The organism is Actinoplanes sp. NPDC049598, from assembly GCF_040675435.1.
GTDB lineage: Bacteria > Actinomycetota > Actinomycetes > Mycobacteriales > Micromonosporaceae > Actinoplanes.
Window position 1 is genome coordinate 64,583 of sequence record NZ_JBFAOX010000023.1, and the last position, 24,993, is coordinate 89,575.

22 protein-coding genes are annotated in these 24,993 nt (G+C 70.3%); 8 read left to right on the forward strand and 14 right to left on the reverse strand.

Annotation, left to right across the window (positions count from 1 at the left end):
- Positions 1-75: 75 nt before the first annotated feature.
- From AB0J66_RS37600 to AB0J66_RS37610, 3 genes are all read right to left on the reverse strand, one after another.
- Positions 76-849, reverse strand: a complete 774-nt coding sequence (locus tag AB0J66_RS37600) for a zf-HC2 domain-containing protein (protein WP_364671457.1) — start codon at positions 847-849, stop codon at positions 76-78.
- Positions 846-1,526, reverse strand: a complete 681-nt coding sequence (locus tag AB0J66_RS37605) for a sigma-70 family RNA polymerase sigma factor (RefSeq protein WP_364671460.1) — start codon at positions 1,524-1,526, stop codon at positions 846-848. Before AB0J66_RS37605 ends, AB0J66_RS37600 begins: the two co-directional genes overlap by 4 nt.
- A 509-nt stretch (positions 1,527-2,035) precedes the next feature.
- Positions 2,036-2,839, reverse strand: a complete 804-nt coding sequence (locus AB0J66_RS37610; protein WP_364671462.1) for a class I SAM-dependent methyltransferase — start codon at positions 2,837-2,839, stop codon at positions 2,036-2,038.
- 45 nt (positions 2,840-2,884) lie between these two features.
- Between AB0J66_RS37610 and AB0J66_RS37615 the strand changes: the two genes are divergently transcribed.
- Positions 2,885-3,466, forward strand: coding sequence for a TetR/AcrR family transcriptional regulator (locus AB0J66_RS37615; RefSeq protein ID WP_364671464.1), 582 nt, complete (start codon positions 2,885-2,887; stop codon positions 3,464-3,466).
- Positions 3,467-3,543: 77 nt separating this feature from the next.
- Here the strand turns inward: AB0J66_RS37615 and bioD are convergent, their stop codons facing one another.
- Together bioD and AB0J66_RS37625 are read right to left on the reverse strand one after the other, a co-directional pair.
- Positions 3,544-4,386 carry a dethiobiotin synthase gene (gene bioD / locus AB0J66_RS37620; RefSeq protein WP_364671467.1) on the reverse strand — a complete coding sequence of 281 codons (843 nt, stop codon included), beginning with the start codon at positions 4,384-4,386 and terminating at the stop codon, positions 3,544-3,546.
- Positions 4,387-5,300: 914 nt separating this feature from the next.
- On the reverse strand, positions 5,301-6,506 hold the full coding sequence (locus AB0J66_RS37625; RefSeq protein ID WP_364671469.1) for an 8-amino-7-oxononanoate synthase: 1,206 nt from the start codon (positions 6,504-6,506) through the stop codon (positions 5,301-5,303).
- Positions 6,507-6,590: 84 nt separating this feature from the next.
- Here AB0J66_RS37625 and bioB point away from each other — a divergent pair, with 84 nt between their 5' ends.
- Together bioB and AB0J66_RS37635 are read left to right on the forward strand one after the other, a co-directional pair.
- Positions 6,591-7,586 (forward strand): biotin synthase BioB, encoded by a 996-nt coding sequence (gene bioB / locus AB0J66_RS37630; RefSeq protein ID WP_364671472.1) that lies wholly within the window; start codon positions 6,591-6,593, stop codon positions 7,584-7,586.
- A gap of 4 nt (positions 7,587-7,590) precedes the next feature.
- Positions 7,591-7,767 (forward strand): hypothetical protein, encoded by a 177-nt coding sequence (locus AB0J66_RS37635; RefSeq protein WP_364671475.1) that lies wholly within the window; start codon positions 7,591-7,593, stop codon positions 7,765-7,767.
- Positions 7,768-7,845: 78 nt separating this feature from the next.
- Here the strand turns inward: AB0J66_RS37635 and AB0J66_RS37640 are convergent, their stop codons facing one another.
- From AB0J66_RS37640 to AB0J66_RS37650, 3 genes are all read right to left on the reverse strand, one after another.
- Positions 7,846-8,892 carry a GNAT family N-acetyltransferase gene (locus AB0J66_RS37640; protein WP_364671477.1) on the reverse strand — a complete coding sequence of 349 codons (1,047 nt, stop codon included), beginning with the start codon at positions 8,890-8,892 and terminating at the stop codon, positions 7,846-7,848.
- 108 nt (positions 8,893-9,000) lie between these two features.
- Positions 9,001-9,717, reverse strand: a complete 717-nt coding sequence (locus AB0J66_RS37645; RefSeq protein WP_364671479.1) for an amino acid-binding protein — start codon at positions 9,715-9,717, stop codon at positions 9,001-9,003.
- Between the two features lie 249 nt (positions 9,718-9,966).
- The gene (locus tag AB0J66_RS37650) at positions 9,967-10,818 is read right to left on the reverse strand and encodes an SDR family oxidoreductase (RefSeq protein WP_364671481.1); all 852 of its coding nucleotides are present in this window, start codon (positions 10,816-10,818) and stop codon (positions 9,967-9,969) included.
- Positions 10,819-10,959: 141 nt separating this feature from the next.
- Between AB0J66_RS37650 and AB0J66_RS37655 the strand changes: the two genes are divergently transcribed.
- From AB0J66_RS37655 to AB0J66_RS37670, 4 genes are read left to right on the forward strand one after another with little or no spacing between them, the layout of a single operon-like run.
- A complete protein-coding gene (locus AB0J66_RS37655; RefSeq protein ID WP_364671484.1) occupies positions 10,960-12,789 on the forward strand; it encodes an ATP-binding protein in 1,830 nt (609 codons plus the stop codon).
- Positions 12,790-12,798: 9 nt separating this feature from the next.
- A complete protein-coding gene (locus AB0J66_RS37660; RefSeq protein WP_364671486.1) occupies positions 12,799-13,950 on the forward strand; it encodes an exonuclease SbcCD subunit D in 1,152 nt (383 codons plus the stop codon).
- Positions 13,947-16,436, forward strand: a complete 2,490-nt coding sequence (locus AB0J66_RS37665; protein WP_364671489.1) for an SMC family ATPase — start codon at positions 13,947-13,949, stop codon at positions 16,434-16,436. The genes AB0J66_RS37660 and AB0J66_RS37665 overlap by 4 nt, the downstream gene beginning before the upstream one ends.
- Positions 16,433-17,404: a hypothetical protein gene (locus AB0J66_RS37670; protein ID WP_364671491.1), complete on the forward strand. Its 972-nt coding sequence runs from the start codon at positions 16,433-16,435 to the stop codon at positions 17,402-17,404. Before AB0J66_RS37665 ends, AB0J66_RS37670 begins: the two co-directional genes overlap by 4 nt.
- Before the next feature lie 238 nt (positions 17,405-17,642).
- Here AB0J66_RS37670 and AB0J66_RS37675 read toward each other — a convergent pair whose 3' ends face one another.
- The 3 genes from AB0J66_RS37675 to AB0J66_RS37685 all read right to left on the reverse strand — a co-directional run bounded on the left by AB0J66_RS37675 (position 17,643) and on the right by AB0J66_RS37685 (position 20,696).
- Complete coding sequence (locus AB0J66_RS37675; protein WP_364671494.1) at positions 17,643-19,196, reverse strand: hypothetical protein; 1,554 nt, start codon at positions 19,194-19,196, stop codon at positions 17,643-17,645.
- 152 nt (positions 19,197-19,348) lie between these two features.
- A complete protein-coding gene (locus AB0J66_RS37680) occupies positions 19,349-20,029 on the reverse strand; it encodes a hypothetical protein (protein ID WP_364671496.1) in 681 nt (226 codons plus the stop codon).
- A gap of 22 nt (positions 20,030-20,051) precedes the next feature.
- A complete protein-coding gene (locus tag AB0J66_RS37685) occupies positions 20,052-20,696 on the reverse strand; it encodes a class I SAM-dependent methyltransferase (RefSeq protein ID WP_364671498.1) in 645 nt (214 codons plus the stop codon).
- A 90-nt stretch (positions 20,697-20,786) separates the two neighbouring features.
- Here AB0J66_RS37685 and AB0J66_RS37690 point away from each other — a divergent pair, with 90 nt between their 5' ends.
- Positions 20,787-21,356 carry a TetR/AcrR family transcriptional regulator gene (locus tag AB0J66_RS37690; RefSeq protein WP_364671501.1) on the forward strand — a complete coding sequence of 190 codons (570 nt, stop codon included), beginning with the start codon at positions 20,787-20,789 and terminating at the stop codon, positions 21,354-21,356.
- 12 nt (positions 21,357-21,368) lie between these two features.
- On the opposite strand, the gene AB0J66_RS37695 is transcribed toward AB0J66_RS37690, so the two are convergent.
- The 3 genes from AB0J66_RS37695 to AB0J66_RS37705 are packed head-to-tail and all read right to left on the reverse strand — an operon-like array spanning position 21,369 to position 24,890.
- Positions 21,369-21,890 (reverse strand): DUF1697 domain-containing protein, encoded by a 522-nt coding sequence (locus AB0J66_RS37695; protein WP_364671503.1) that lies wholly within the window; start codon positions 21,888-21,890, stop codon positions 21,369-21,371.
- Entirely contained in the window at positions 21,887-24,079 is a 2,193-nt protein-coding gene (locus tag AB0J66_RS37700) for a glycosyl hydrolase family 65 protein (RefSeq protein WP_364671506.1), read from the reverse strand. The genes AB0J66_RS37695 and AB0J66_RS37700 overlap by 4 nt, the downstream gene beginning before the upstream one ends.
- Entirely contained in the window at positions 24,072-24,890 is an 819-nt protein-coding gene (locus AB0J66_RS37705) for a PfkB family carbohydrate kinase (RefSeq protein ID WP_364671508.1), read from the reverse strand. The genes AB0J66_RS37700 and AB0J66_RS37705 overlap by 8 nt, the downstream gene beginning before the upstream one ends.
- Positions 24,891-24,993: the final 103 nt, after the last annotated feature.

A 24,993-nucleotide genomic window follows, 5' to 3' on the forward strand; every position in this document is an offset into this window, starting at 1 on the left:
TACGTATCAGTTCTCTCCCCGGCGCACGAAAAAGGGCCCGGCCACATTGGCCGAGCCCTTTTAGTAGCTAATTGATTACGGAACGCGAACCAGGGTGTCGCCGGACGGGACCTCCTGCACCTGCACGTGCGCGATGTCGGCCCGCGGCGTCGCGGTGACCGCCTGCAGCAGCAGCGGCTGCGAGTTGGCCGCGGTGCCCCAGCCCTTGGTGCCCACCGTCCACGAGACGAGCGGCTCGGTGGTGCCGTCGGTGTGCACGGCCACCAGCCGGCACGTCTTGGGCCCGGTGATGTTGGAGATCGCGAACTGGATCTGCGTGCCGAAGTCCTTCTGCTCGAAGCCGACCGAGGCCTGCACCCCCGTACGCGGGTCGGAGCCGTCGAACCGCTCGCCGGTCAGGTCGGGGCCACCGATGCCGGGACCCTGACCGCTGTTGGGCAGCGGGTCGGTCTGGCTGCTGCCGCCCTGCGCGGTCGCGGTCGACGGCGCGTTGCCGCCCTTGTCGCCGATCACCTGGCCGCCCACGAAGAACGCGCCGATCGACAGCATGGCGAAGATGACGACGGCCGCGGCCAGCGAATAGAGCCGCCGGCTGTTGGCCCGCTGCCGCTCGTGCGACACCTCGCCGATCACCTTCTGCAGCATGTAGCCGTCGCGCCGGGTCTCCTCGGCGGCGATCACCGACTGCGCGTCGACGTCGGCCAGCAGGTCGGCGACCTCGACGAACGACTCCAGCTCGTACGCGCACCGCGGGCACTCGATGAGGTGGTCCTCGAAGAGCTCGGCGTCGCGGGTGTCGAGCACGCCAAGCGCGTACGACGCCACGTCGAAGTGGTCTTCCTGTGTCATTCCGTCACCCCCCGCTGCTGCAAAGCGGTCCGCAGTGCACGCAGAGCGTAGTACACCCGTGACTTGGCGGTGCCCAACGGAAGGCCGAGCTTTTCCGCCGCTTCCGGCACCGTGCGGCCCCGGAAGTACGTCTCGATCAGGATCTCGCGGTGGGACTGGCTCAGCTCGCGCAGCGCGTCGGAGACCGTCATCGACTGCAGGACGCGGTCGGTGTCGTCGGCCGTGCTGGGGAAGCTCTCCAGCTCGCGGTCGTAGGTCTCGGCCGGGCGGGCGCTGGCGCTGCGGTGATCGTCGATCGCGATCCGCCGCGCGACGGTGACCAGCCAGGGCCGCAGCGACTGCTGGCCCTGCGCGCCGAGCCGGTGCGCGTTGCGCCAGGCCCGCAGCAGGGTCTCCTGCACGATGTCCTCGGCGCGCTGCCGGTCACCACCGGTCAGGCGCAGCACGAACATCAGCAACGGACCAGCGTGCTCCTCGTAGAGCATCCGGACCAGAGTGTCCTCGTGGCCGGGGCCGGTCGAGGGCGCTGCCTCGTGCCGCGGCGCCTGCCGGGGGATCACCGAACCACCATCGCCCACACCACGGCTCCCGTCGAGTGACTGCCACCGTCCACCGGAACGCTGTGTCATCAGGCCAACCCCACCCGGCGCCAGCCGATTTTCGGCCACCGCATGCATCGATACCTCCGCCCGGAGCTTTCCCCGTCGCCTGAGATACGGCTGGGGGCAGCCGCGAGGATCAACGCGGGCGGGAAATTTTTCGGGAGCGGTCTCAAACGGTCCTCCGGTCTCGCGCAAGAGGTCACGAGGCACGGGTGCAGACGATCAAATTTCATCGATCTGCACCGATATGACGGCCAGGGCAGCCGAATAATACTCAGCCCCAGGGGTCCCATGAAACGTCCTTCTGAGCAGCGGCGACGCACTGCCGGTGCGGCATTACCGCTAAGTAGTTCCGCGCTTCCGCAGCGTTCGCGTCTCACCATCCGGGAGCGCTCCCAGATGGCCTTGAGGGAGGCAACTGGCCCGTTCAGGCGATGTGTGACCCCGTTCAGGCGATGCCTGGGTGATCCGTACCTCTTGGCCGTTTTCGTCCGTTCTGGCGGACACCCTGAATTCTTGAGATCTTCATGCCGTACGGCTGCACAGCGCGCCGCCCGCGAGCGTCGGAACCTCGCCGTGGCCGCTCAGGATCGGGTCGCCCGGAGCGCGGTCACCGCCACCGTCGAGAAGCTCATGGTGAAGCTGCCGCCCAGCCCGTCGATCGCCGCGCCGGTCGCTGTGACGAGCTCGGAAAGCTGCTCGGGCGGCAGCGTCGTGTGCGCGCCCTGCGTCGGCAACTGGTCCAGCCACTCGTCACGGCCGTAGACGAGCTCCCAGTCGTACCGCCACCGCTCTTGACCCTCGAAGTTGCCCGTCGCCCGCATCCCGTCGGCCGCCCGGTCGAGCATGGACGTGTAGAGCTGCACCGCCGTCGCGCCCGAGGTGTAGGCCCGCGCCATCATGCTGCCCGGCATCAATCGCTCGTAGACCGCCTGGAACGCCTCGGCCGCAGTCGGCGACGGCTGGCCCGCGTTCCAGAACAGGGCCAGCCGGCCGCCGTCCCGCAGCACCCCGGCCGCCTTGGCCGCGCCGGCCGTCGCGTCCACCCAGTGCCACGTCTGGCCGGCCACCACCGCGTCGAAGAGCCGCCCGCGCGGATCCCACTGCTCGACGGTGGCCACGTCGACCTCGAACCCGTCGCGCCGGCTGAACTCGGCCATCCGCGGATCCGGCTCGACCCCCAGCACCCGGCACCCGCGGCGCCGCAGCGCGCGGGCGACGATCCCCGTACCGATCCCGACGTCCAGGAAGGCGGGGCCGGGCGCGGCGGCCACGAGACGGTCGATCAGTTCCCGCGGATAGCGGGGGCGCGTCCGGTCGTACCGCTGGGCATCGATCCCGAAGGACTCGGCCACCTGTCGCAACTCGTGCGGCTCTTGAATGGGCATGCGCCCACTCCAATGGGCACATGCCCATTAGGGGAAGATTGGGGGATGCCGACCGGTGTGGCCTTGCGCGACGTACGACAGCAGCTCTTCGACGCTGCCGAAAGAGTCCTGGTTCGTGAGGGCGTCGGTGCCCTCACCAGCCGCGCCGTCACCACCGAGGCCGGCGTGGCCAAGGGCGTGCTGCACCGGCACTTCACCGACTTCGACGACTTCCTGGCCGCCCTGGTCGAGGACCGCATCGCCCGCCTCGGCCGCGACGCCGACGACCTGCAGGCCTCGGTCGGCGGCGGCCCGGTCGCGGCCAACGTGACCGTGGCGCTCTTCAACGTCTTCGGCTCGGTCGCCCTCGACATCGTCGCCCTGATCATCGCCCGCGACGACCTGCGGGCCCGGCTGCGCCGCAACCGCCCGGCCGGCATCCCCCTGCTGACCGAGGCCACCACCATGCTGGCGTCCTACCTGGCCCGGGAACGCGATCGGGGCCGCCTCCCGGCCTCGGCCGATGTGGACACCCTGGCCCTGACCCTGATCGGCACGGCCCACCTGGTCTTCGCCGGCCGCGACGGCACCCCACCCGACCCGGACGAGATCGAACGGCTGGTCGCCTCAATCCTCACCGGCGCCTGATCCAGCGGTGGCCCGCCTACCAGTGGCGGCCCGCCTGCCAGTGGTGGCCCGTCTGGTTCAGTGGTGGCCCGCCTGGTTCAGTGGTGGCCGTCGCCCGTTTCCTCGGCCCAGACCCGCCAGTTGTCGAGGACGCCGTAAAGCGACGGGGTGAGCCAGCCGGGGGCGGAGCGGCGGAAGACGCCCGGGTCCATGCGGCCGGCGTCGGTCGGCAGGGCACCCAGCAGGTGCGGGAGCATCTCGCTCAGGTTGGCCCAGTGCACCAGATCGGGGTTGGCCGGCCAAGCGCCGATGACCACGCCGGCCGGGATGCCGCGGCGGTTGAGCGCCTCCAGGGTCAGGGCGGTGTGATTGAGCGTGCCCAGGCCGGCCCGGGCGACCACGATGGTGCTGACGCCGAGTGCGGTGGCCAGGTCGGCCACCGTCCAGGACTCACCGGACGGGCGTACGCCCATCGGCACCAGAAGCCCACCGGCCCCCTCGACCAGCACCAGGTCGTGCTTGTCAGCCTCGGCCCGGATCGCGTCGACCACCTCGTACAGCTCCAGCGGCGGCATCTCGGCCACCGTGGCGGCGGCCAGCGGGGCCATCGGCTCAGGATATTCGGCCAGCGTACGGGCGGTGTCCGGCCCCGCTAGCCGGCTAATGACCTCAATATCGGTCGGACCACCGGTGGCAATGCCGGTCTGCCCCGGCTTGATCACAGCGACCCGCAGCCCCGACGCCTGCGCAGCCGCCGCCACCGCCGCCGTGACAATCGTCTTGCCGACGTCGGTGTCCGTCCCGGTCACCAGAACGATGCCGCGCCACTCCCCCGGCTCGCCCCGCCGCGGCTCGGCCTGCGCCGCAGGCGGCGGCGCCTGAGCGGAAAGCTCGGCTGCGATCTCAGCGCCGAGCGCTTCACCACTGGGAAGGTCATCCATCCCCAGCCCACTGCCGGCCGGCGCCGGTGAAACAGGCACACCCGCCGGTGCCGGCACACCGCCAGGCGCCGGTGAAACAGGCACACCCCCGGGCGCCGGCGATACAGGCACACCCCCGGGCGCCGGCGATACAGGCACGCCCCCAGGCGCCGGGGACACCGGCGACGGCTCAGCCGGCAGCGTCTCCGCCGCATCAGCAGCCGCTCCCTGGTCGCCCGGTTGACCGGCGAGTGACGAGACGGCCGGCGCCACTACGGACAACAGCTCGCCGCCGACGAGCCCTCTCTTCGACCCGCGGCGGGGCGCACCCTCACCGCTGGACGACGTGGTCGATGTCCCGTCCGGCCCAGCGGCACCTCGTTGAGAAACGCTGGAAGATTTTCCTTCATATCGCGCGGCGGAGGTGTCAAGTGCCTCCTCGGCCGGACCGATCGCAGTTTCCTCATGCTCCTCGGCCGCTGCGCGAGCCCCAGCCACCGACACCTCGGCTTCCTGCGCCGCGGGCGGCGAAGGCAGTTCGGCGGCGAACGGCTCAGCGGCCACGGGCGGCGAGGACCGCGCGGCAGCGGGCGACTCAGCGGTCGCGAGCGGCAAGGACGACTCGGCAGCGCGCGGCTCGACGGTCACGGGCGGCGAGGACGGCTCAGCAGCACGCGGCTCGACGGTCACGAGCGGCGGGGACGGCTCAGCAGCACGCGGCTCGGCCGTCTCCAGTGATGGGGGCGGCTCGGTGGGGAGGGCGCTCGGCGAGGCGGGGTCTGTCACCGGCTGGGAGCGGCCTGGAAGTGGGGGAAAAGTGAAGCCCTTGGCGCCGGGGCGGCCGGTGAAGATCACGTTGGCCGTGGGGAGGCGGGTGATGACCTCGGTGATGTCCGGGGAGGACGGGCCGGTGGGGGAAGGGCGGGGCTTGCTGCTCACGGGGCGCACTCCACGATCACGTCCAGGGCGCGGGCGAAGTCGTGGTCGGAGATGCCCGCGTTGAGGGTCAGGCGCAGGCGCGAGGTGCCGTCGGGGGTGGACGGCGGGCGGAAGCAGCCGACGGCGACGTCTCTGTCGCGGCAGTCGGCGGCCCACGCCAGGGCGGCCTCGGGGCCGGGCGCCAACACGGACAATACGCCCGCGGCCGGAGTGGCCACCTGGAAGCCGGCGGCCCGCAGACGCCCGACGGCCAGCGCGGCCCGCGAAGCCAGCAAGGCCCGGCGATCGTCCGCGCTCTGCGCGATCCGCAGAGCTTCTTGGACTCCGGATGCAACGGCGGGCGGCAGTGCGGTGTCGTAGATAAACGTACGGCCCGTGTCGACCAGATGATCGACGAACTGCACCGGGCCGGCGATCACCCCGCCGGCCCCGCCGAGAGCTTTGGAGAGAGTCGCGGTGACGACGACATCGGGGCGGCCGGCCAGCCCGGCCGCCGCCACACCCCCGGCACCCGCCGGGCCCAGCAGCCCCAGCGCGTGCGCATCGTCCACCAGCAACAATGCACCCCGAGCGGAGGTCACCTCGTGAAGCTCGGCCAGCGGAGCCAGATCCCCGTCCACGGAGAACACCGACTCGGTCACCACCACCGCCGTCGGCCGCCCCCCGATGCCCGCCCCGTCCGCGCCGGGGACGTCGCTCGGGACAGGAGAGGAAGCGACACCCGCGGCGAGGTGGGCGTCCAGGATTTCGGCGACCGTGCTGGGCGAGTTGTGCGGTGCGATCACCGTCTTCTTGGCGGCCAGGCGGCAGCCGTCGATCAGGGACGCGTGGTTGTAGGCGTCGGAGACGATCAGGTCGGTGAGGGCGGCCAGGCTTCGTACGGCGGCGAGGTTGGCCAGGTAGCCCGAGGAGAAGACCAGCGCCGCCGGTGCGCCCAGCCACGACGCGAGCGCCGTCTCCAGCGCGGCATGCTCCATCGTCGACCCGCGCACGAGTCTCGACCCGGTGGCCCCGAGCCCGTAACGCGTCAGGGCCTCGGTCGCGGCCGCGATCACGCGCGGGTGATCCGCCAGGCCGAGGTAGTCGTTGCCGGCCAGGTCGACGACGGAACGGCCGGGCGGGCGGGGCCGTAACTGACGGGTGAGCCCCGCCTTGGCCCTGCTCACGGCCAGGCGGTCCAGCTCTTCCAGCCAGCCCGACAAGACACCTCCAGCGATCACGAGAAGGGGAAACTATCACCCACCGATGACAATCCAACCGGCCCGGAAGGTCTGTAGGGTACGGGCATGCCCGAGATCCTCGAGAAGGCCCGCGCTCAGGTGCTCTCCGGCGGGACCGGCCTCGACGAGGGGCAGGTTCTCGAGGTGCTGCGCCTGCCCGACGATGATCTGCCGGAGCTTCTCCAGCTGGCTCATGACGTACGGACGAAGTGGTGCGGCCCGGAGGTCGAGGTCGAGGGCATCGTCTCGCTCAAGACCGGTGGGTGCCCGGAGGATTGTCACTTCTGCTCGCAGTCGGGGTTGTTCGCCTCGCCGGTGCGTTCGGTCTGGTTGGACATTCCGTCGCTGGTCGAGGCGGCCCGGCAGACCGCCGCGACCGGGGCCACGGAGTTCTGCATCGTGGCCGCCGTGCGCGGGCCGGACAAGCGCCTGATGAGCCAGATGCGTGAGGGTGTGAAGGCCATCCGGGAGGCGGTGGACATCCAGGTCGCGGCCAGCCTCGGCATGCTCACCCAGGAGCAGGTCGACGAGCTGGTCGAGATGGGCGTGCACCGGTACAACCACAATCTGGAGACCTGCCGCTCGCATTTCCCCCATGTGGTCACCACCCACTCGTGGGAGGAGCGCTGGAGCACCCTGCGGATGGTGCGCGACTCCGGCATGGAGGTCTGCTGCGGCGGCATTCTCGGGCTGGGCGAGTCGATCGAGCAGCGGGCCGAGTTCGCGGCGCAGCTGGCCGAGCTCGACCCGCACGAGGTTCCGATGAACTTCCTCAACCCGCGTCCGGGCACGCCGCTGGGTGATCAACCGGTGGTCGAGGGCAGGGACGCGTTGCGCGCCATCGCCGCCTTCCGGCTGGCGATGCCCCGCACCATCCTGCGGTACGCCGGCGGCCGCGAGATCACTTTGGGCGACCTCGGTACGCGGGACGGCCTGCTGGGCGGCATCAACGCGGTGATCGTCGGCAACTACCTGACGACGCTGGGCCGCCCCGCGACCGAGGATCTGGCGCTGCTCGAAGACCTGAAGATGCCGGTCAAGGCCCTGTCGCAGACGCTGTAGCCCGATGTTCTGCGACCGCTGCGGCAACCCCGCCACCGAAGGCGACCACACGCCCTGCGACCGGGCCCGTGCTCTGGAGCCCCCGCGCTACTGCACCCAGTGCCGCCGCCGGATGAAGGTCCAGGTCGTCCCCACCGGCTGGACCGCCACCTGCGTCGAACACGGCACCCGCACCTCCTAGCAACCGCCCGGCCGCCGGCCGCGCCGATGTAGGGGCGGCCCGCCCACCGTATTAGGGGCCGCCGCAGCCTCGCACGTCCTAAGAGATTGCGGGGGTCTGCTCCCCCACCGGGTGCTCGGCCGGGACCGGGAGGGTGACGCTGACCATCGGGCCGTCGCGGTCGGTGGTGCCGGGGCCGGCGCGGCGCAGGGTGCGGAGCATGGCGACGTTGTCGGCGGCGGTGTGGGCGACCACGGCGGTGAGGTTGCTGCGCTCGGCGTGGGCGAGGAGGCGGCGCAGCAGGGCGGTGCCGATGCCGCGGCGCTGCCAGGCGTCCTCGATCAGCAGGGCGATCTCGCCCAGGTCGCCCTCGGTGAGGAGGTTGGCCATGGCCACGACGCGGTCGCCCGCGACGACCAGCAGCGTGCGGCCGGCGCCGGACGGTTCGAGCAGGCGCCGCAGGCGGGCGTCGGCCGGGCTGCCTCCGCCCAGGTAGCGGCGCTGCAGGGTGGCGGCGGAGCTGCGCTCGTGCAGACGGCGTACGGCCTCGAGGTCCTCCGCGGTTGCCGGGCGGACCGTCAGCTCGGTGCCGTCGGGCAGCAGCAGGGTGGACTGCTCGCGCCGGCGGCGCAGCATCGCGCCGGAGATCTCGACCAGGGCCTGCGCCCGCGCATACTCGGCCGGGGTGAAAGCAGGGGCGTTGCGCAGCACCTCGAGGGAGCCGCCGGCCGGGTCGGCCAGCCGCATGCGCTCGGCGTCGTGGCCGGGGCGGCCGGTCAGCGGCTCGGGCCGCCAGCGGACCTCGGTCGCGTCGAGCAGGGCGACCAGGGCCTCGCCGAGCGTGTCGGGCTCGTGCACCAGGCGGCCGGCCAGGGCGAGGGCCCGAGTCGGTTGATCGGCCAGGCCCTGGGCCTCGGCCCGGGTGACGAACGCGTTGCGGCCGCGGCCCTTGGCGATCGCGGTGAGCAGCTCGGTCTCGGTCATCGAGTCGGGCGCGTCGACCAGGAAGTCGTCGACCGCGCCCGCCTCGGTGGTGTGCACCTGAACGGCCAGGATGTTGACCGACCGCAGGGCCAGGCTCGCGGTCAGGACGGAAAGGTAGCCCGGCCGGTCGTCGACCGTTGCCCGGATCCGCCACAGCGCCATCTCCGGCACCCCTTTCGCGGATTACTACGTCGGCTGTACCGACACCAATACTGCCCCGCGGGTGTTAACCGGACATTGCCTGAGCTGGGATTAGAGGTGCGAGACCAGTCACATCGGATTGGCCACCGCGGGTACGCTCGCCGGGTCCAGGCGGTCGCCCAGGATCACCGCCGCGGCCCGGACGAGCTGGGCCACCCGGTCGACCTCGGTGACGTGGAAGGCCGCCGCCGGCAGCTCCTCGTCGGCCGAGCGGGCGATCACCAGCACGAGTCCGGCCCGGCCGAACGGCGCCACCGCGTACTTGGTGTTGTCGGGCCCGGTCAGCGGGCGGGCCCGCAGCGGGGTGACCTCGGGCAGCTGCAGCGGGGCCGGGGCGCGCCAGCTGGCGTACGCCACGGCGGGCTCCGTATTCATGGGCCGGGGCGCGTTCGACCGGGAGGCCCAGTCGGCCGGCACCACGGCCGCGGCGGCCCAGTCGGCGGCCAGCAGGGCCGGGACGGCGTCGACCAGGGTGGCCAGGCCGTCGGCCGGGTTGGCAGCGACCTGGGCCAGCAGCTCGGCGTCGTGCCCGCCGTTGACGGGAGCGCCGATCGCCTTCCAGACGCCGTCGACCTGGACGCCGGGGATGGCGGCGAGACCGGCCAGCAGGCGTTCCACGCGGGAGGCGCCGGGCCAGACGACGGTGAAGTCGTCGACGGCGCGGCCGCCGAGGCGCTCGAGCACCACGACCTGGACGATGTCCGCACCGGCGACGCCGAGCGTGCGCGCGACCTGGCCGAGGGCGCCGGGACGGTCCGGCAGGGTGACTCGAACCCGCAGCAACATGCAACTCCTCCCGTCGTCGGACGGCACAGCAAGGCCGCCCGTTGGCATACAGCCTGCCAACTCGGCATTTCGCCCCGGTTGCGCGGCCGTGTCCCCGTGGTCAAGACCTACGGATACGCCACGTCACGGGAGTATCGTCGGAGCGTGATCTGCGCAGCCTGCCGCGAGAAGCAGCACGACAAGTGCCGCGGTGGCTCGTGGTGTGATTGCCAGCACCGCCCACCCGAGCCGACCCCGCCGGCCACGGGCTCACCCGGCCCCTGAGGCCGTCCTCGCCCAGGTCGCGTTGCTCGGGAACTCGGTGTCGTCCGGCGTGGTCAGGAACAGCTCGCCGGCCCGGGCGAAGCCCGGCTCCAGCGCGTCGGCCACGAATGCGCCGACATCACGGCCGGTGAGCCAGCCCGGCTCGCTCGCCCCGCCGTCCCAGTCCTCGGTGACGATCGGGGTGTAGACGTCGACCTCGTGCAGCCGCACGGCCTTGCCGGCCATCTCGGCCTGGAGCACGCGCATCATCATGGCCTGGGCCGCCCCGGTGATCGAGATCGGGCCGGAGCCCGCGACCGCCAGCACCGAGGCGATGCCGCCGAGCGCCAGGTAGACCGAGTCGGCCCGCTCGGCGAGCGCCGGCAGGAAGGCTCGGGCGACGGTGAAGTGGCTGGTCAGATTGTCGGCGAGGATGCGCTGCCAGGTGGCCGGGTCGACCTCGGTGAGCGGCGCGCCCTCCCACCACTCGCCCAGCGTGGCCACCACCGCGTCGATCGGCCCGAGCCGGGCCACGATCTCGTCCCGGAGCCGCTCCCCATCCGACAAGTCCGAAATGTCGCCAACAAAGCCGAAGAGCTGCCCAACGCCGGGCGGCGGGGAGGCAGGGCTGGGCGGCGGAAGCGTGGGGCTGGGCGGCGGCGGGGAGGTAAGGCTGGGCGGTGGGAGCGCGGCGCTGGGCGGCGGCGAGGCGAGGCGGGCGCGGAGCCGGTCGAGCTTGGCCTGACTCCGGGACGGCACCGCGACCAACGCGCCGCGGGCGAGAAGCTCCCGCACGACGACGGTCCCGGCGCGGCCGGTGCCGCCCGCGACGACATGAACACGGCCCGAGAGAGTCACCGCGCAACCGTATCGAAGATGGGCGCGCCTCCCGCGTACGGCCAAGATCTTGTGGATAACTCTGTGTATGAGCACCAGAAGTTGTGGACAACGCGTGCCAACCGACTCCGAGTGCGTCTTTTGTCGTACCCCTGGTGCACGATGATCAGCGTGTCTGACGAAGCTGCCCTTCCCCGCGGCGGAAAACAAAATGACAAATCGGCTGAGGACCCCGTCGGGCGGGTCCTGGGTACAGCCGATGCCACCCCGCTGCAGTTCTGGACGGCCGTCTCCCCCGGCAGCTACCTGCAGCTCGACGACGTCGTGGTCACCCAGCGCGATCTGCCGGACCGCGAGCCGGTCACCATCGCCGGCGTGGTCACCCAGGTCCGGGCCCGGCACGAGGGCGCCCAGTTCGACTCGGACGTCTTCTCGATCGCCGACGGCACCCTCCCGGCGATGGTGCAGGAGGCGGCCGAGATCACCACGACCCGGGTCGACCCCGAGCTGTACGTGCCGCCCGCCCCCGGCGCCGTGGTGCACCGCGCGTCCGGCGAGGCCCGCGACGCCGCCCTGCACTTCGACCGCATGGAGCGGCGCATCCCGATGGGCACCGGCCGCGACGGGGTCCCGGTCTTCCTCAACGCCGACTTCCTCGACGGCACCCGCGGCGCCCATGTGTCCATCTCCGGCATTTCCGGCGTGGCCACCAAGACCAGTTTCGCCACGTTCCTGCTCTACTCGGTGTTCCGGTCGGGCCAGCTCGGCGCGGACGGCGCCAACGCCCGCGCCCTGATCTTCAACGTCAAGGGCGAGGACCTGCTGTTCCTCGATCACCCCAACACCAAGCTCGACGAGTCGACGCGTGCGGCTTACAAGCTCTTGGAGCTTCCAGCCAACCCCTTCCCGGATGTACGCGTTTACGCGCCTCCGCGCGCGGGTGACTCCTCCGGCGCGCCCGATGTCAGCAGCCGGCTCACCGGTGTCGACGCGTTCTACTGGACGCTCGAGGAGTTCTGCTCGGCCCGCCTCCTGCCGTACGTCTTCGCCGACGCCGACGACGAGCGCCAGCAGTACACGATGGTCGTCCACTCGGTCACCGCCCATCTCAACCGCTACGCGGTCCCGGCCGAGGGCGGCATCAGCATCGACGGCCGCCGCATCGGGTCGTACGGCGATCTCGTCGACCACATCGTCGAGCAGCTCACCGACGACGACACCCGCTCGACCTGGGCCGGCAGCGCGGTCAACATGGGCACCGTCAACGCGTTCGCCCGCCGGCTGATCGGCAGCAAGCGCGACCTCTCCCGGCTGATCCGCGGCGATCTGGCCCAGCGCCGCCCGCATCAGATCAAGACCGCCGAGTCGGCCCAGGTCACCGTGGTCGACCTGCACAACCTGCCCGACCGGGCGCAGCGGTTCGTGGTCGGTGTGACGCTCAAGACCGAGTTCGAGGAGAAGGAGAAGTCCGGCACCGGCCGGCCGCTGCTCTTCGTCGTCCTCGACGAGCTCAACAAGTACGCGCCGCGCGAGGGCACCTCCCCGATCAAGGAGGTGCTGCTCGACATCGCCGAGCGGGGCCGCTCGCTCGGGGTGATCCTGATCGGCGCCCAGCAGACGGCCAGCGAGGTCGAGCGCCGCATCGTGACGAACTCGGCCATCCGGGTGGTCGGCCGGCTCGATCCGGCCGAGGCCGCGCGCCCGGAGTACGGCTTCCTGCCGCCCGCGATGCGCCAGCGTGCCCTGCTGGCCCGGCCGGGCACGATGTTCGTCAACCAGCCCGACATCCCGGTCCCGCTGTGCGTGGAGTTCCCGTTCCCGGCTTGGGCCACCCGCAAGTCCGAGTCCGGTCCCCCGCCCACGAGCACCATGAAATCCATAGTCCAAGGCGCCGACCCGTTCGCCGTCGTCGGCGGCCGCAGCAGTGCTGCGTCTACCCGCGGCGGAAAACCCATGTCAACCGATTACACCGACGACGACATTCCGTTCTAAGGTTCCGCGATGCGCATCCTGCACACCTCCGACTGGCACGTCGGCAAGGTCCTGAAGGGCCGGAACAGGCACGAGGAGCACATCCGCGTCCTGGCCCAGGTCGTCGAGGTGGCCAAGGCCGAGCGACCCGACCTGGTGATCATCGCGGGTGATCTCTACGACACCGCGGCCCCGACCGCCGACGCCACCCGCGTGGTCACCCGGGCGCTGTCGGCGCTGCGCAAGACCGGGGCCCGGGTGGTGGCGATCGGCGGCAACCACGACAACGGGGCCGCCCTCGACGCGCTGCGCCCGTGGGCCGACGCGGCCGGCATCGAGCTGCGAGGCTCGGTGCTGACCAACCCCGAGGACCTGCTGATCACCGGGCAGACCGAGGAGGGCGAGCGCTGGCAGCTGGTCGCCCTGCCGTTCCTGTCCCAGCGGTACGCGATCCGCGCCGCCGAGATGTACGAGCTCACGGCGGCCGAGGCCAGTCAGACGTACGCCGATCACCTGGGTCGTCTGATCGCGAAGCTCAGCGAGAAGTTCGCCGACCCGGGCGTGATCAACCTGCTGACCGCCCACCTGACGATCTTCGGGGCGACCACCGGCGGCGGCGAGCGCGAAGCGCACACGGTCATGGGCTACGCCGTGCCCGCGACCGTCTTCCCGCAGAACACGCACTACGTCGCCCTCGGTCACCTGCACCGCTCCCAGCAGGTGATCGCGCCGTGCCCGACCCGTTACAGCGGCAGCCCGCTCGCCATCGACTTCGGCGAGGAGGAGAACATCCCGTCGGTGGCCATGGTCGAGGTCGGCGTCGATCGGGCGGCCCGGGTCCGCGACGTGCCGATCTCCTCGGCCATCGCCCTGCGCACGGTGCGCGGCACCCTCGAACAGCTCGCCACGGTGAACCTTCCGGACGCCTGGCTCCGTGTTCTGGTGCGCGAGAAGCCACGGGTCGGCCTGCGCGAGGACGTGCAGGAGCTGCTGCCCAACGCGCTCGAGGTGCGGATCGACCCCGAGATGATGCCGGACAAGACGGGAGAGCGGATGGCGCAGCGAGCCGGCCGGTCCCCGCGCGAGCTCTTCGGCGACTACCTGGACAGCAAGGACAACGCCGAGGACGGCGTCCGCGAGCTGTTCGACGAGCTGTACGACGAGGTGAGCACCAACAAATGAGGCCCATCCGACTCGACATGGCCGGGTTCACCGTCTTCCGGGACGAGACCACGGTGGACTTCACCGACGCCGACTACTTCGCGCTGGTCGGGCCGACCGGCTCGGGCAAGTCGACGGTGCTCGACGCGATCACGTTCGCCCTCTACGGCACGGTCCCGCGCTGGGGTGGCGCCCGCGGCATCGTCAACGCGCTCGCCCCCTCGGCCACCGAGGCCCGCGTCCGCCTGGTCTTCGAGTCGGCCGGCGACCGCTATGTGGCGACCCGGGTCGTCCGCCGCGACGGCCGGGGCAACGTCAAGACGGCCGGGGCCGGCCTGCAGCTCATGCCGCCCGGCTTCGACGTGACCAAGCTCGACACCGGCATGGACCTCGACGACCTGGGCGACGTCCTCGCGGGCACCCCGGCCGAGATGGACGAGGCCGTGCTGCACGCCGTCGGCCTGCCGTTCGAGCAGTTCACCAGCTGTGTCGTGCTGCCGCAGGGCCAGTTCGCCGACTTCCTGCACGCCAAGCCGGCCACCCGCCAGCAGATCCTGGTCAACCTGCTCGGCCTGCACGTCTACGAGGAGGTGCAGACCAAGGCGACCGGTCGCGCGCAGACCGCCGAGGGCAAGCTCGCCGTCGTCGACCAGAACCTGGCCGGCCTGGCCGACGCCACGGACGAGGCCGTCGAAACAGCTCAAGCCCAGGTCGTACGCATGCGCGAGCTGACCGCCGCGGTCGAGCAGGCGGTGCCCGGGCTGCAGGACAAGCGGGCCGCCGAACAGGCCGCCGCCACGAAGCGGGACGAGCTCGACGCCGAGCTGCGGCAACTGGGCTCCGTGCGTACACCCGCCGGAAGCGTGGAAACCGCCGGCGTGACGGCGGCCGCCAGGGCGACCGCCGCGGAGGCCGCGGAGGAGGTCCGGGCCGCGGAGGAGAAGGAAGAGAAGGTACGCGGTGAGCTGGCGGCCGCCGGCGACGCGGGCTCGCTGAGCCTGATGCTGGACCGGCACGCCGAGTTGCAGCGGCTGACCGGGCAGGAGGAGTGGTTCGCGGGCGAGGTGTCGGTCGCGGATGTCGAGCACAAGGACGCGGTGGCGGCGGCCGAGCTCGCGCACAGTGAGAACCTGGGCGCGGCCCAGCTGCTGGAGCAGGCCCGGCTCGACTACACGGAGGCCCAGCGTACGGATCGGGCGGCGGCTCTGCGGGCGCATCTCGCGGTGGGCGATCACTGCCCGGTGTGTGAGCAGACAGTGACGACCGTGCCGGCCGTGCCCGAGGGCTCGGCGGTGCGCGCGGCCGAGGCGGCGGGCAAGGCCGCCCGGGCCGCGGCCGAGGCCGCCGAGCAGACCTGGAAGCAGCGGGACGCGGTCGCGCGCAAGCTGGAGAGCAACCTCGAGCGCAAACGCGCCCAGTACGAGCACCACCTGTCGCGGCTCGCCGAGGCCCGCGCGGCGGTCGCCGAGTCGCCCGGCGTGGAGGCTCTGCAGCGGCGGCTCGACGAGCTCGGCCGGCTCCAGAAGCACCTCGACGAGGCCGCTTCCCGGGTGCGGACGGCGCGCGCCGCGCATCGGAAAGCCCAGGCCGCGGTGGTGGCGGCCGAGGAGAAGCAGCGGACGGCTTGGCGCGAGTTCGATGCCGTACGGGACGGGGTCGCCCGTTTCTCTCCCCCGCCGGCCGATCGTGATGATCTGGCCGGGGCGTGGGCGGCGCTCGTAACCTGGGCCGGCGAGCTGGTCGTGTCGCGGCGTTCCGCCCGTGAGGTCGCCGACGAGGCGGTTGCGGCAGCCCACCGCTCCGTCTTGTCCGCCATCTCGGATATTTCCGACTTGTTTGCGACGGCCGGAGTTGCGGCTCCCGCCCAGTCGTCTTCGGCCGACCTCATCCGGGCCGCGGCCGTGGCCGCCGAACGGGCCGAGGCGGCGTGGAAACGGCTCGACGACCGCCGCACTCAGGCCGCTGAGCTCTCGGAACAGCGGATGCTGCTGCAGCGGGAAAGCCGCGTCGCCAAGGCGCTGGCCGGTCACCTGCGGGCCAACAACTTCGAGCGCTGGCTGCTCGAGGAAGCCCTCGACCTGCTCGTCGGCGGCGCGTCCCGGATCCTGCGGGAGCTGACCGGCGGCCAGTACGATCTGATCCACGACAAGGGCGAGTTCTTCGTCATCGACCACCACGACGCCGGTCTGCGCCGCGCCGTCCGCACGCTCTCCGGCGGCGAGACGTTCCAGGCTTCGCTGGCCCTCGCGCTGGCCCTGTCCGAGCAGCTCGCCGGCATGTCGACCACCGCCGCCAGCCTCGAGTCGATCGTGCTCGACGAGGGTTTCGGCACCCTCGACGCGGCCACCCTGGACGTGGTCGCGGCGACGCTGGAGAACCTGGCCGCCCGCGGCGACCGCATGGTCGGCGTGGTCACCCACGTCAACGCGCTCGCCGAGCGCGTACCGGTCCGGTTCGAGGTGCGCAAGGACGCGCGTACCGCCCATGTGGAAAGGGTTGGCTTTTGACCAGGATGTACGTGGACGCGTGGGACCCGTCGTACGGCGCCTCCTACGAGGGCGCCGACGGCGGTGACGGCCCGTCGTCGGCCAGCAGCGCCCAGGTCGACACCGACGTCGAGGTTCCCGCCGCCGAGTGGGCCCCGATCGACGTGTCCACGTCCGTCCGTTCCCCCGACGTCGTCTTCCTGGTCGACGGTGTCCGCCGCAACGACGCCGGCCTGTGGACCGCCGAAGAGGACGGCACCTCCTACGCCGGCCTGGCCGCCTCCTACGCCGCCGGCGTGGTCCGCTGCGACCTGGTCCGCGGCCAGGCCGAGCTGGCCATGGCCCGCGTCGGCCGGGGCCTGTTCACCGCCAGCCCCACCGCCTCCGACGTCCAGGCCGGCACGGTCCGCTACACCGTCCACCGCATCGAGGGCGCCGGCGAGGCCTCCAAACTGCCCGCCGCCGTACAGCCCTCCCTGACCGCCCTCGAAATCGACATCTCCTCCGAGGCCCGCGCCGCCGGCTCCGACGGCGCCGACCTCCTGGTGGTAGACGGCCCCCTGCGCAACCGCCGGCAACTCCCCCGCACCATCGGCTACGTCAAGACCCAGCAGAAGCAGTACCTCCCCGGCGCCCTCACCCCGGTGGTCACCTCGCTGCGCCCCGGCCAGCGCACCCCCGTCTTCCACCTGGGCACCGTCTGGGGCGGCTGGTCCTGGTACCTCAGACTCCCCGGCGGCTCCGGCGCCCCCTGGTCCGGCATCGTCCGCGTCGAATGCTCCCCCGACCTCACCCCCGACGAGGCCATCGAACTGGCCGACCTCTCCAGCGCCACCCTGCCGCGCTTCGCCTCAGCCTCCTACAAGGACCCGCGCGCCCCACAGAACCTGGTCCCCATCGCCGGCCTGGAACGCCGCCTCCGCACCATGCTGGGCGACGCCCGCTTTCTGCATCGAGCCCTGATCAAGGCCACGTCCCTGACCCGCTGACGCCGCGCTGACGTTCGACCCCCCGGTCCCGGCCGGGGTAGACCGCCCCGGTCGCACCAGCGCCTATCCCGCGCTCGTTCAGGCTCCGCGCAAGCGACCATGAAGCCCTCAGGACCTCAGTACACTGATGTGCCGAATTGAGTGCATCGGATTGCATGGCCGTGCGCACATTCACTGGCGCAGGTCGCGCCGCGCGGAGGCGTTTTAATATTATTCTGCGCGTCTTGAGATTGAACCTTTAGTTTTGATCACGTCCGTCGGCAACTAACGATTCCGGGATGAATGGGTCGACGGCAAGTTGCCAACGAATGCTATTCATGTATGCGGGGCTCCATGGATGGAACGGCGTATTGCGCTCAGCCTTGGGCGGCGCGATGTCATCCGAGCTTACGTTAATGCCCTCGAGTCTCTCGATTGGCAACACCTCCATCACATTATTGAGGTAGTGGATTGTTGCCGACAGCAGCCGGTCCGTTAATATTCCGGGGTCAGCGAAAGAAAATTCATCCGTGATATGCCGCACTCCCCATGACTTCATGCCGCCCAGCTTCTCGAAGTAGTGACGTAGCTCACGTCCATAGGATTTCGGTAGCCTGATTGCCAACCGATCATGAGGGCGTTCGCCATCTTGGATCATGAGCGGACTGAGGGCCGCATGATGAATGGTGTTCCGCAGTACCTTGAGGGCGCAGAGCATCCGCCAGCCATCCGACCCCTTGCGGAAGATTTCGGTGATCGGCCTGCAAACTTTTTCAGCCTCTTTGATCCAGTTTGCGTTGCCAAAGCTCGGGTTGTCCCGCCCCGGCAGGCCGTACAGCAGACTGATCGCGGCGGCTGCTGCGTCCAGAGCGGCCAGCAACATCAGTGCGAGAATGTCGAAGGAAGATGCCACGTCATCGTTGGAACTGTTTGACCGACTCCTATTTAATGCAATATGGACCCGGTCCCGCGCCTGCAGCGCTTGACTCAAGCGACTTATCACTGATTCGGCTTCGTATATCCAGCCACCTTCCCCTCGAAGTTCCGATTGCTTGCGGAACACCGATCGCCATCGCCAGCTCCAAGGTAGGCAACCACAGGCTCCTACCCAGTAAAACTCATGCGTTCCGGAAGTGACTTGACCGTTGAAGTCGAAGTGTCGGTAAATTGTCGGTCGATCCTGCGCCCGCAGATAGAGACCGACTATAGCGATACCCTCGGCGACTGACGTCATCCGACAGTTCAGGACGAAGCGGTCCGACTTCAATAGATGATCGCGCGTCGTGATGAATATGTCGGCGTTGATCGCCACAGCCACCGTGGCCGCCCTGCCGTCGAGCAACCTCTGCCGCACATCCGAATCATCTGCGCTTGACTGGCTTGCGATCGGGCCAGCAACCATGTGGATTAAGCCACGGTCGAATGAGGCGAGCCGCTCGCTTCCAGGACCGGAACCTACCCTGACGTCTAGCATCCCATCGCCGAACGATAATTCGCCGTGTGGGGATACATCAACCCAGCCCGGCGGCACTTGGTCAGCATTCTCTGTGGTGAAAGCAAGCTCATCCGGTGGGCCGTTATCGCGGTACCGCCAGAACTCGACCGACGGATCGGTGAGTAGACCTGCCAAGATCTCATTCAGAGTGAACTTTCCTGACGCGACTGCCGGCCAGGCATCCGCATCGATAAGTACACGTAGCTTGCGCAGTCGCCGCTGACCGTCAAATGGCCAAAGTGGCGGCTCATTGTCCGTATCGGTCCAGGTGAGATGGCGTCGAGAGTCAGTTGACTGTGCATGTAAGCGAGGGATCAAGAATAGTCCTCAACGTCCGGGGTGAGCTAAGCAATCTCGGCGGTTGGTACGACGTTAGCCGGGGCAGTGAGGCAGCGGCGCACTCTCATGCGGTCGATCAGGCGCGCCGGGCCGGCGGGAACTGACTACCCGCGTCCTCCGCCCGGACGGCGTTAGCTGACCGTCGATGCAATCGGGTAGCCGGTCGTGGCCACCTCTGTGCGAACCGCGGCGAGGCTCGACTCCGGGTTCAGCGCCCGGACCACCTCGTCGGTGAGCGGGCGCAGGGCCGCGACGTGCGCCACCGCATCCTGGTCGATCTGGGTCTCGTAGTAGTCGCCGGCGAAGTCGACGTACTCGTTGACGATGTCGTCGCACAGGATGCTGAGCCGGTCGGTGCCGTCCGGGCTGATGTCGTAGGGGCCGAGGGACGGCGGAAACGTGATGCCGGCGCCGGCGTGCCAGCGGTCGTCGGTGGTTCGTCGCCACAGCACCGCTGTCGCGATCAGGTCGTCGCCGTCGCAGAACGCCGGCTCGCTGAGGTGTCCGGCGAACTCCGGCGGCAGCCCGTCGAGCAGTCCCGGCCAGAGCGCCATATCGTCATCGGCGGCATAGGGCGACATCGCGGACTCGTGGTCGAACAGCCGGATGAACACGCCCGCCTCGCTGAAGACGATGGTGTACTCGTCGCCGCCGCCGTTGCTCATCAGCGCTGCTTCGTCGTCGCCCCAAGCGGTGTAGCTGTAGTACTCGTAGCCGGTGCCCTGGATCAACTCCAGAACGGCCAGGGCCCGGCACCGGTCGCGTAGCACGGGAATCGAGGGCAGGCGGCCGACGATGTCGTAGACGTTCACCGGCTGACCTTACGAGCCTCGGTCAGCGGCCGGTCCAGCAGCTGAGTTCCATGCCGTCCTCGACTGGGAAGTCGATGCTGACGTAGCCGTTGGCTGGGTTGCGGACGTAGGACAGGTAGTTGCTCATCGAGTCGAATGTGGAGTCGTCGGCGACGATCAGGGCGCCCGGGGCGAGCCGGTCCTCGAGCAGGCGCAGGACGGGCAGGCACATCTCTTTCCAGCCGTCGAGCAGGGCCAGGCCGATCGGGCCCTCGACTGTGCCCAGGGTGGTCAGGGCGTCGCCCTCGAGCACGGTCACCAGGTCGCTGAGCCCGGCCTCCTCGATATGGGCGCGGGCCGCCTTGACCTTGGTCGCGCTGAGCTCCGTCGCGGTGATGTGCCCGATCCCGTTGTCGCGCACGGCGGCGGCGAGGTACAGGGTCGAGATTCCGTACGAGGTGCCGAACTCGACCACCGTCTGCGGCCGGGCCGCGCGGGCCAGGGCGTAGAGCAGGTCGCCGCCGCGTGCCGAGATCGGCATGTAGATGTCTTCCAGGAGGTCGGAGCGCTCCTGGGCGGTGATCGTGGGTGCGGGCCGGCCCGGCGAGCGCTCGTCGTCGTGCTCGGCCTCGGTGAACAGCCGGGCGATCAGGTCGCGGACCGCGGGATCGTGCAATGTCGTCGTCATGCCGGAAGACTAGACGCAACGTTGCGTCTACGGAAGCCTCGGATCTTGTAACGTCTCGGAAAGCGGGAGGGGAGCGGGAAGGAGCGCACGATGCATCACGGCAACCGGCACGGCCGGAGCGAGGCGGCGCGCGAGGCCGTGCTCCAGGCGGCGGACGACCTCGTTGCCGAGATCGGCTACGCCAAGGTGACCATCGAGGGCATCGCCGCCCGGGCCGGCGTCGCCAAGCAGACGATCTACCGGTGGTGGCGCTCCAAGACCGACATTCTGGTCGACGCGTTCGCCGCCGACAGCGCCCAGGAGCTGACGCTGCCCGACACCGGCGCCTTCCGCACCGACCTGCGCGCCCACCTCGATGAGCTGGTCCGCTTTCTCGAGGTGTCCGACTCGGGCGCGGTGTTCCGGGCTTTGACCGGTCAGGCCCAGCACGATCCGGAGCTGGCCACCCGGCTGCGCGCGGAGGTTCTGCCCCGGCTGCGGGCCCGCGACCGGGTGCCGTTCGACCGGGCGGTGGCGCGGGGCGAGCTGCCCGCCGACGCCGACATCGACCTGCTTGTCGACCAGGTGGTCGGGCCGATCCACTTCCGGGTGCTCGTGACCGGCCAGCCTGTGACCTCCGCACTGCTGGACGCGCTGGTCACCCAGGCCGGCGGTAGATGACGGCCGATCGGGTCAGAGGAGGGCGGCGATCTCCGCCAGCTTGGTCAGGGTGGCCCAGTTGCGTTCGGTGCCGTGCAGGCCCAGGCGGCGGGCGACCATGGCCGCGTTCACCGGGTTGCCGTGGACTCGGTCGCCGTAGTCGAGGTAGACCTCGCGGTCCCGCAGGCGGATCTCGGCGTGTTCTTCCAGGAGCTTGGCTCGGGCGGCGGGTGGGTGGTCGGCCAGGAAGATGACGCGCAGGTGGGTGGGGCGGGTCAGGGCCGCGGCGGGGAAGGGGTTGGCGGCGAGGATCTCGGTGAGGCGGTCGTGGCTGCGGACCATCACCGGCTCGTTGAGGTTGAAGTCCTCGCGCAGGACCTTGTGGATGATGGGGCCGACGTCCAGGTCGGAGCGGACCAGCACGTTGCCGCTCTGCAGGTGGGTCTTGGCGCCCGGCAGGCCGGCTGAGGACAGGGACGCCCGTAGGGCAGCCATGGGCACCTTGTTGCGAGCGCCGAGGTTGACTGCTCGCAACAAGGCCACCCAGACGGTCATTCGGTCAGCTTAAGAGGGGGCCGCGGGGTGGGCGGGGCCGGCAGGTCCTCGACCGGGTCCAAGGGGAACGATTTCTCCTGGCCGGCGGCCAGTTGCACCTCCTCGCCCTGGTGGCGGAAGGTGATGGGGGCCTGCCGGGCCGCGTACGTCACGCTGTCGGGAGTGACCGCGACGGAGAGCCGGCAGTCACGCCAGCGGAGCCGGAAGGCGAGGCGCTGGAAGCGCGGGGGCAGCCGGGGAGCGAAGGACAGTTCGGGGCCGTGGTCGCGGAGGCCGCCGAAACCCATGACCAGGGTGGTCCAGGCGCCGGCGCAGGCGGCGATGTGCAGGCCGTCGCCGCCGGATTCGCCGGTGCCGCGCAGGTCGAGCAGGGCCGACTCGGTCAGGTATTCGTGGGCGCGACTCAGGTGTCCGAGCTCGGCGGCGAGCACGGCCTGTACGGGGGCGGACAGGGAGGAGTCACGGACCGTGCGGGCCTCGTAGTACTCGAAGTTGCGGCGCTTCTCGTCGAGGGTGAAGGCGTCGGGGCGCTTCATCATGGCGAGCACCAGATCGGCCTGCTTGATCACCTGCTTGCGGTAGAGGTTCAGGTAGTGGTGGTGGAGCATGAGCGGATAGTCCTCGTCCGAAAAGTCCCATGCCGGCAGGCGGGTGAAGCCGGCTGACTGATCGTGGACCTCGCGCTTCTCGTCGTAGGGCACGTGCAGGCGCACATCGACGCCGGCGGCCCGCAGGTTCTGCTCGGCCATCAGGTTGGTGAAGATGTTGTCGTCCATCAGGGCCGTGTACTCGTCGGGCCCGGTGACCCCGGCGATGTGCGCGGCCCCGTCGTCGTCGAAGTAGACGACGGACTGCCACATGCGGGCGGTCTCGTCGATCAACTCTCGGCCCACCGAACGCATGAAGTCCTCGTCGCAGGTGGCCTTGTAGTAGCGCAGCACGGCGTCGGCGATGTCGGCGTTGACGTGCAGCGCGGCCGTGCCGGCGGGCCAGTAGCCGGAGCATTCGGGGCCGCTGATCGTGCGCCACGGGAACGCCGCGCCGTCGAGCCGCAGCTCACGAGCCCGGTCCCGAGCGGCCGGAAGAGTGCTGTGCCGCCAGCGCAGGGCCAGCCCGGCGCACTGCGGATGCGTGTACGTGAGCACGGGCAGCACGTACGTCTCGGTGTCCCACAGGGTGTGCCCGTCGTAGCCGTTGCCGGTCAGGCCCTTGGCCGGGATCGGGTGCGGGCCGGCCTGGGCCGCCGCCTGCAGCACGTGGAACAGGCCGAACCGGGCCGCCTGCTGAATGTCCGGGTCGCCGTCGACCTCGACGTCGGCCCCGTCCCAGAACTCGTCGAGATAGTCGCGCTGCTCGGCCAGCAGCGCGTCGAAGCCGTCCCGGGCCGCCGCGTCCCGATCCTTCAGCGCGAGGTCACGGAGGCCGTCCTCGTTCCAGCGGTACGCGGCGAACTTGTCGAAGCTGATCTCCCCGTGCCCGGTGGCCGTCCACCGGATCCGGTCGGGCGAGGCTTCCACAATTCCCTCGTGACCGGTATGGATCACCGCGACCGCCACCGATCGACCGCTGCGGTTGGTGCGGTGCTCAAGGATGTCGTCGTCGACGAAAACAGAACAAAAGGGGTCAGAAATGATGGCACTGGCCCGCGGGTCGTCCCGCTCGGAGGACAGCTCTTCGTTGACGATCAGGTCGGAAATGACGGTCAGCGGCGCGTCAGCGGACACCGTGTAGCGGACGGCGGTCACTGACGGACGCGGGAAAGACACCAGCCGTACGCTGCGCAGCCGCACCGCAACCCCGTCCGGTGACGTCCATTCGACCGACCGGGTCAGCGTTCCGGCCCGCAGGTCGAGCACCCGCTCGTGCTTGGTCAGCGTCCCGGTCCGTACGTCGAAGGGCGAGTCACCCACCCGCAGCGAGATCGGCTTGACGTTCGGCGCGTTCACCACCGTCTCGGTCCGCTCCGGAAACGCGTACCCGGCCTCGGGGTAGGTGATGTCCCTTTCCTCGAACAGCGAGTTGAGGAACGTGCCCGGCATCCCGCCCGCGTGCGGCTCGTCGAGGTTGCCGCGCAGGCCGATGTGGCCGTTGGCCAGCGCGAAGATCGATTCGGCCTGGCGCAGCGCGTCCTCGGCGGGCAGGGCGGTCTCGCGGACGATCCACGGCTCGGCGGCCCCGATCTCAGACATAGCGCAGGTCCGGTCGTCCACCGACGTGCATGACGGTCACGCCGGAGGCGGCGGTCGCCCGCCGCCCGGCCTCCTCATAGGAGTCACCGGTCAGCAGGGCCGCGGTCAGCGCCGCGGTGAACGAGTCGCCGCCGCCGGTGGTGTCGACCGGATCGCCGCCGATCAGCGGGATCTTGACCCGGCCGTCCTTCCAGATCAGCAGGTTGCCGTCCTCCTGGGCGAGGGCGAAGAGCCCGGAGCCGTTCGTGTCCAAGCCCTCGGCCTCTTTCTCGTCGGCCCGCACGACATCCGCGTACGGCAGGATCGCCTCGTCGGTGACCTGGCCGTCCAGCACGACCAGCTTCCCGGCCTCGTGCCCGATCCGGGCCGCGGCCAGGGCGGCCTCGAACGGCTGCTGCAACTGCACGAGCACGGCGTCGGCGGCGGCGATCACATCGCGGGCGGCCAGCACGTCGCCCTCGGTGAGCAGGGGCAGGTGCTCGACGTAGCGGTACTTCGAGCCCGGCTCCAGGATCTCCACGATCAGGCCGGTCAGCGTGTCCGCACGGCGCACCACGCGGCGTACGTCTATGCCGTCCTTCTTGGCCTGATCGAGCAGCACGTCGCCGATCACGTCGTCGCCGGCCACGGCGACCAGCGACGGCCGCACGCCGAGCTGGGCCAGGGCGACCGCCTGGTTGGCGCCCTTGCCGCCCAGCTGCTCGTGCCGGCTGGTGGCGGCGCCGGACGCACCGACGTCCGGGAGTTCGTCAACGGTCAATACGAGGTCGCGGGCGAGCTGCCCGATCACGGCGGCGGTTCGTTGCGTCACGGTGCTCCATTACCCGGTGACCGACAGAATGTGCGATATCCCAGCCTGTTCACAGGATGTGGGCCCGATTCGCCTACCGAGAGCATTGCGGGGCCTCGAGGGC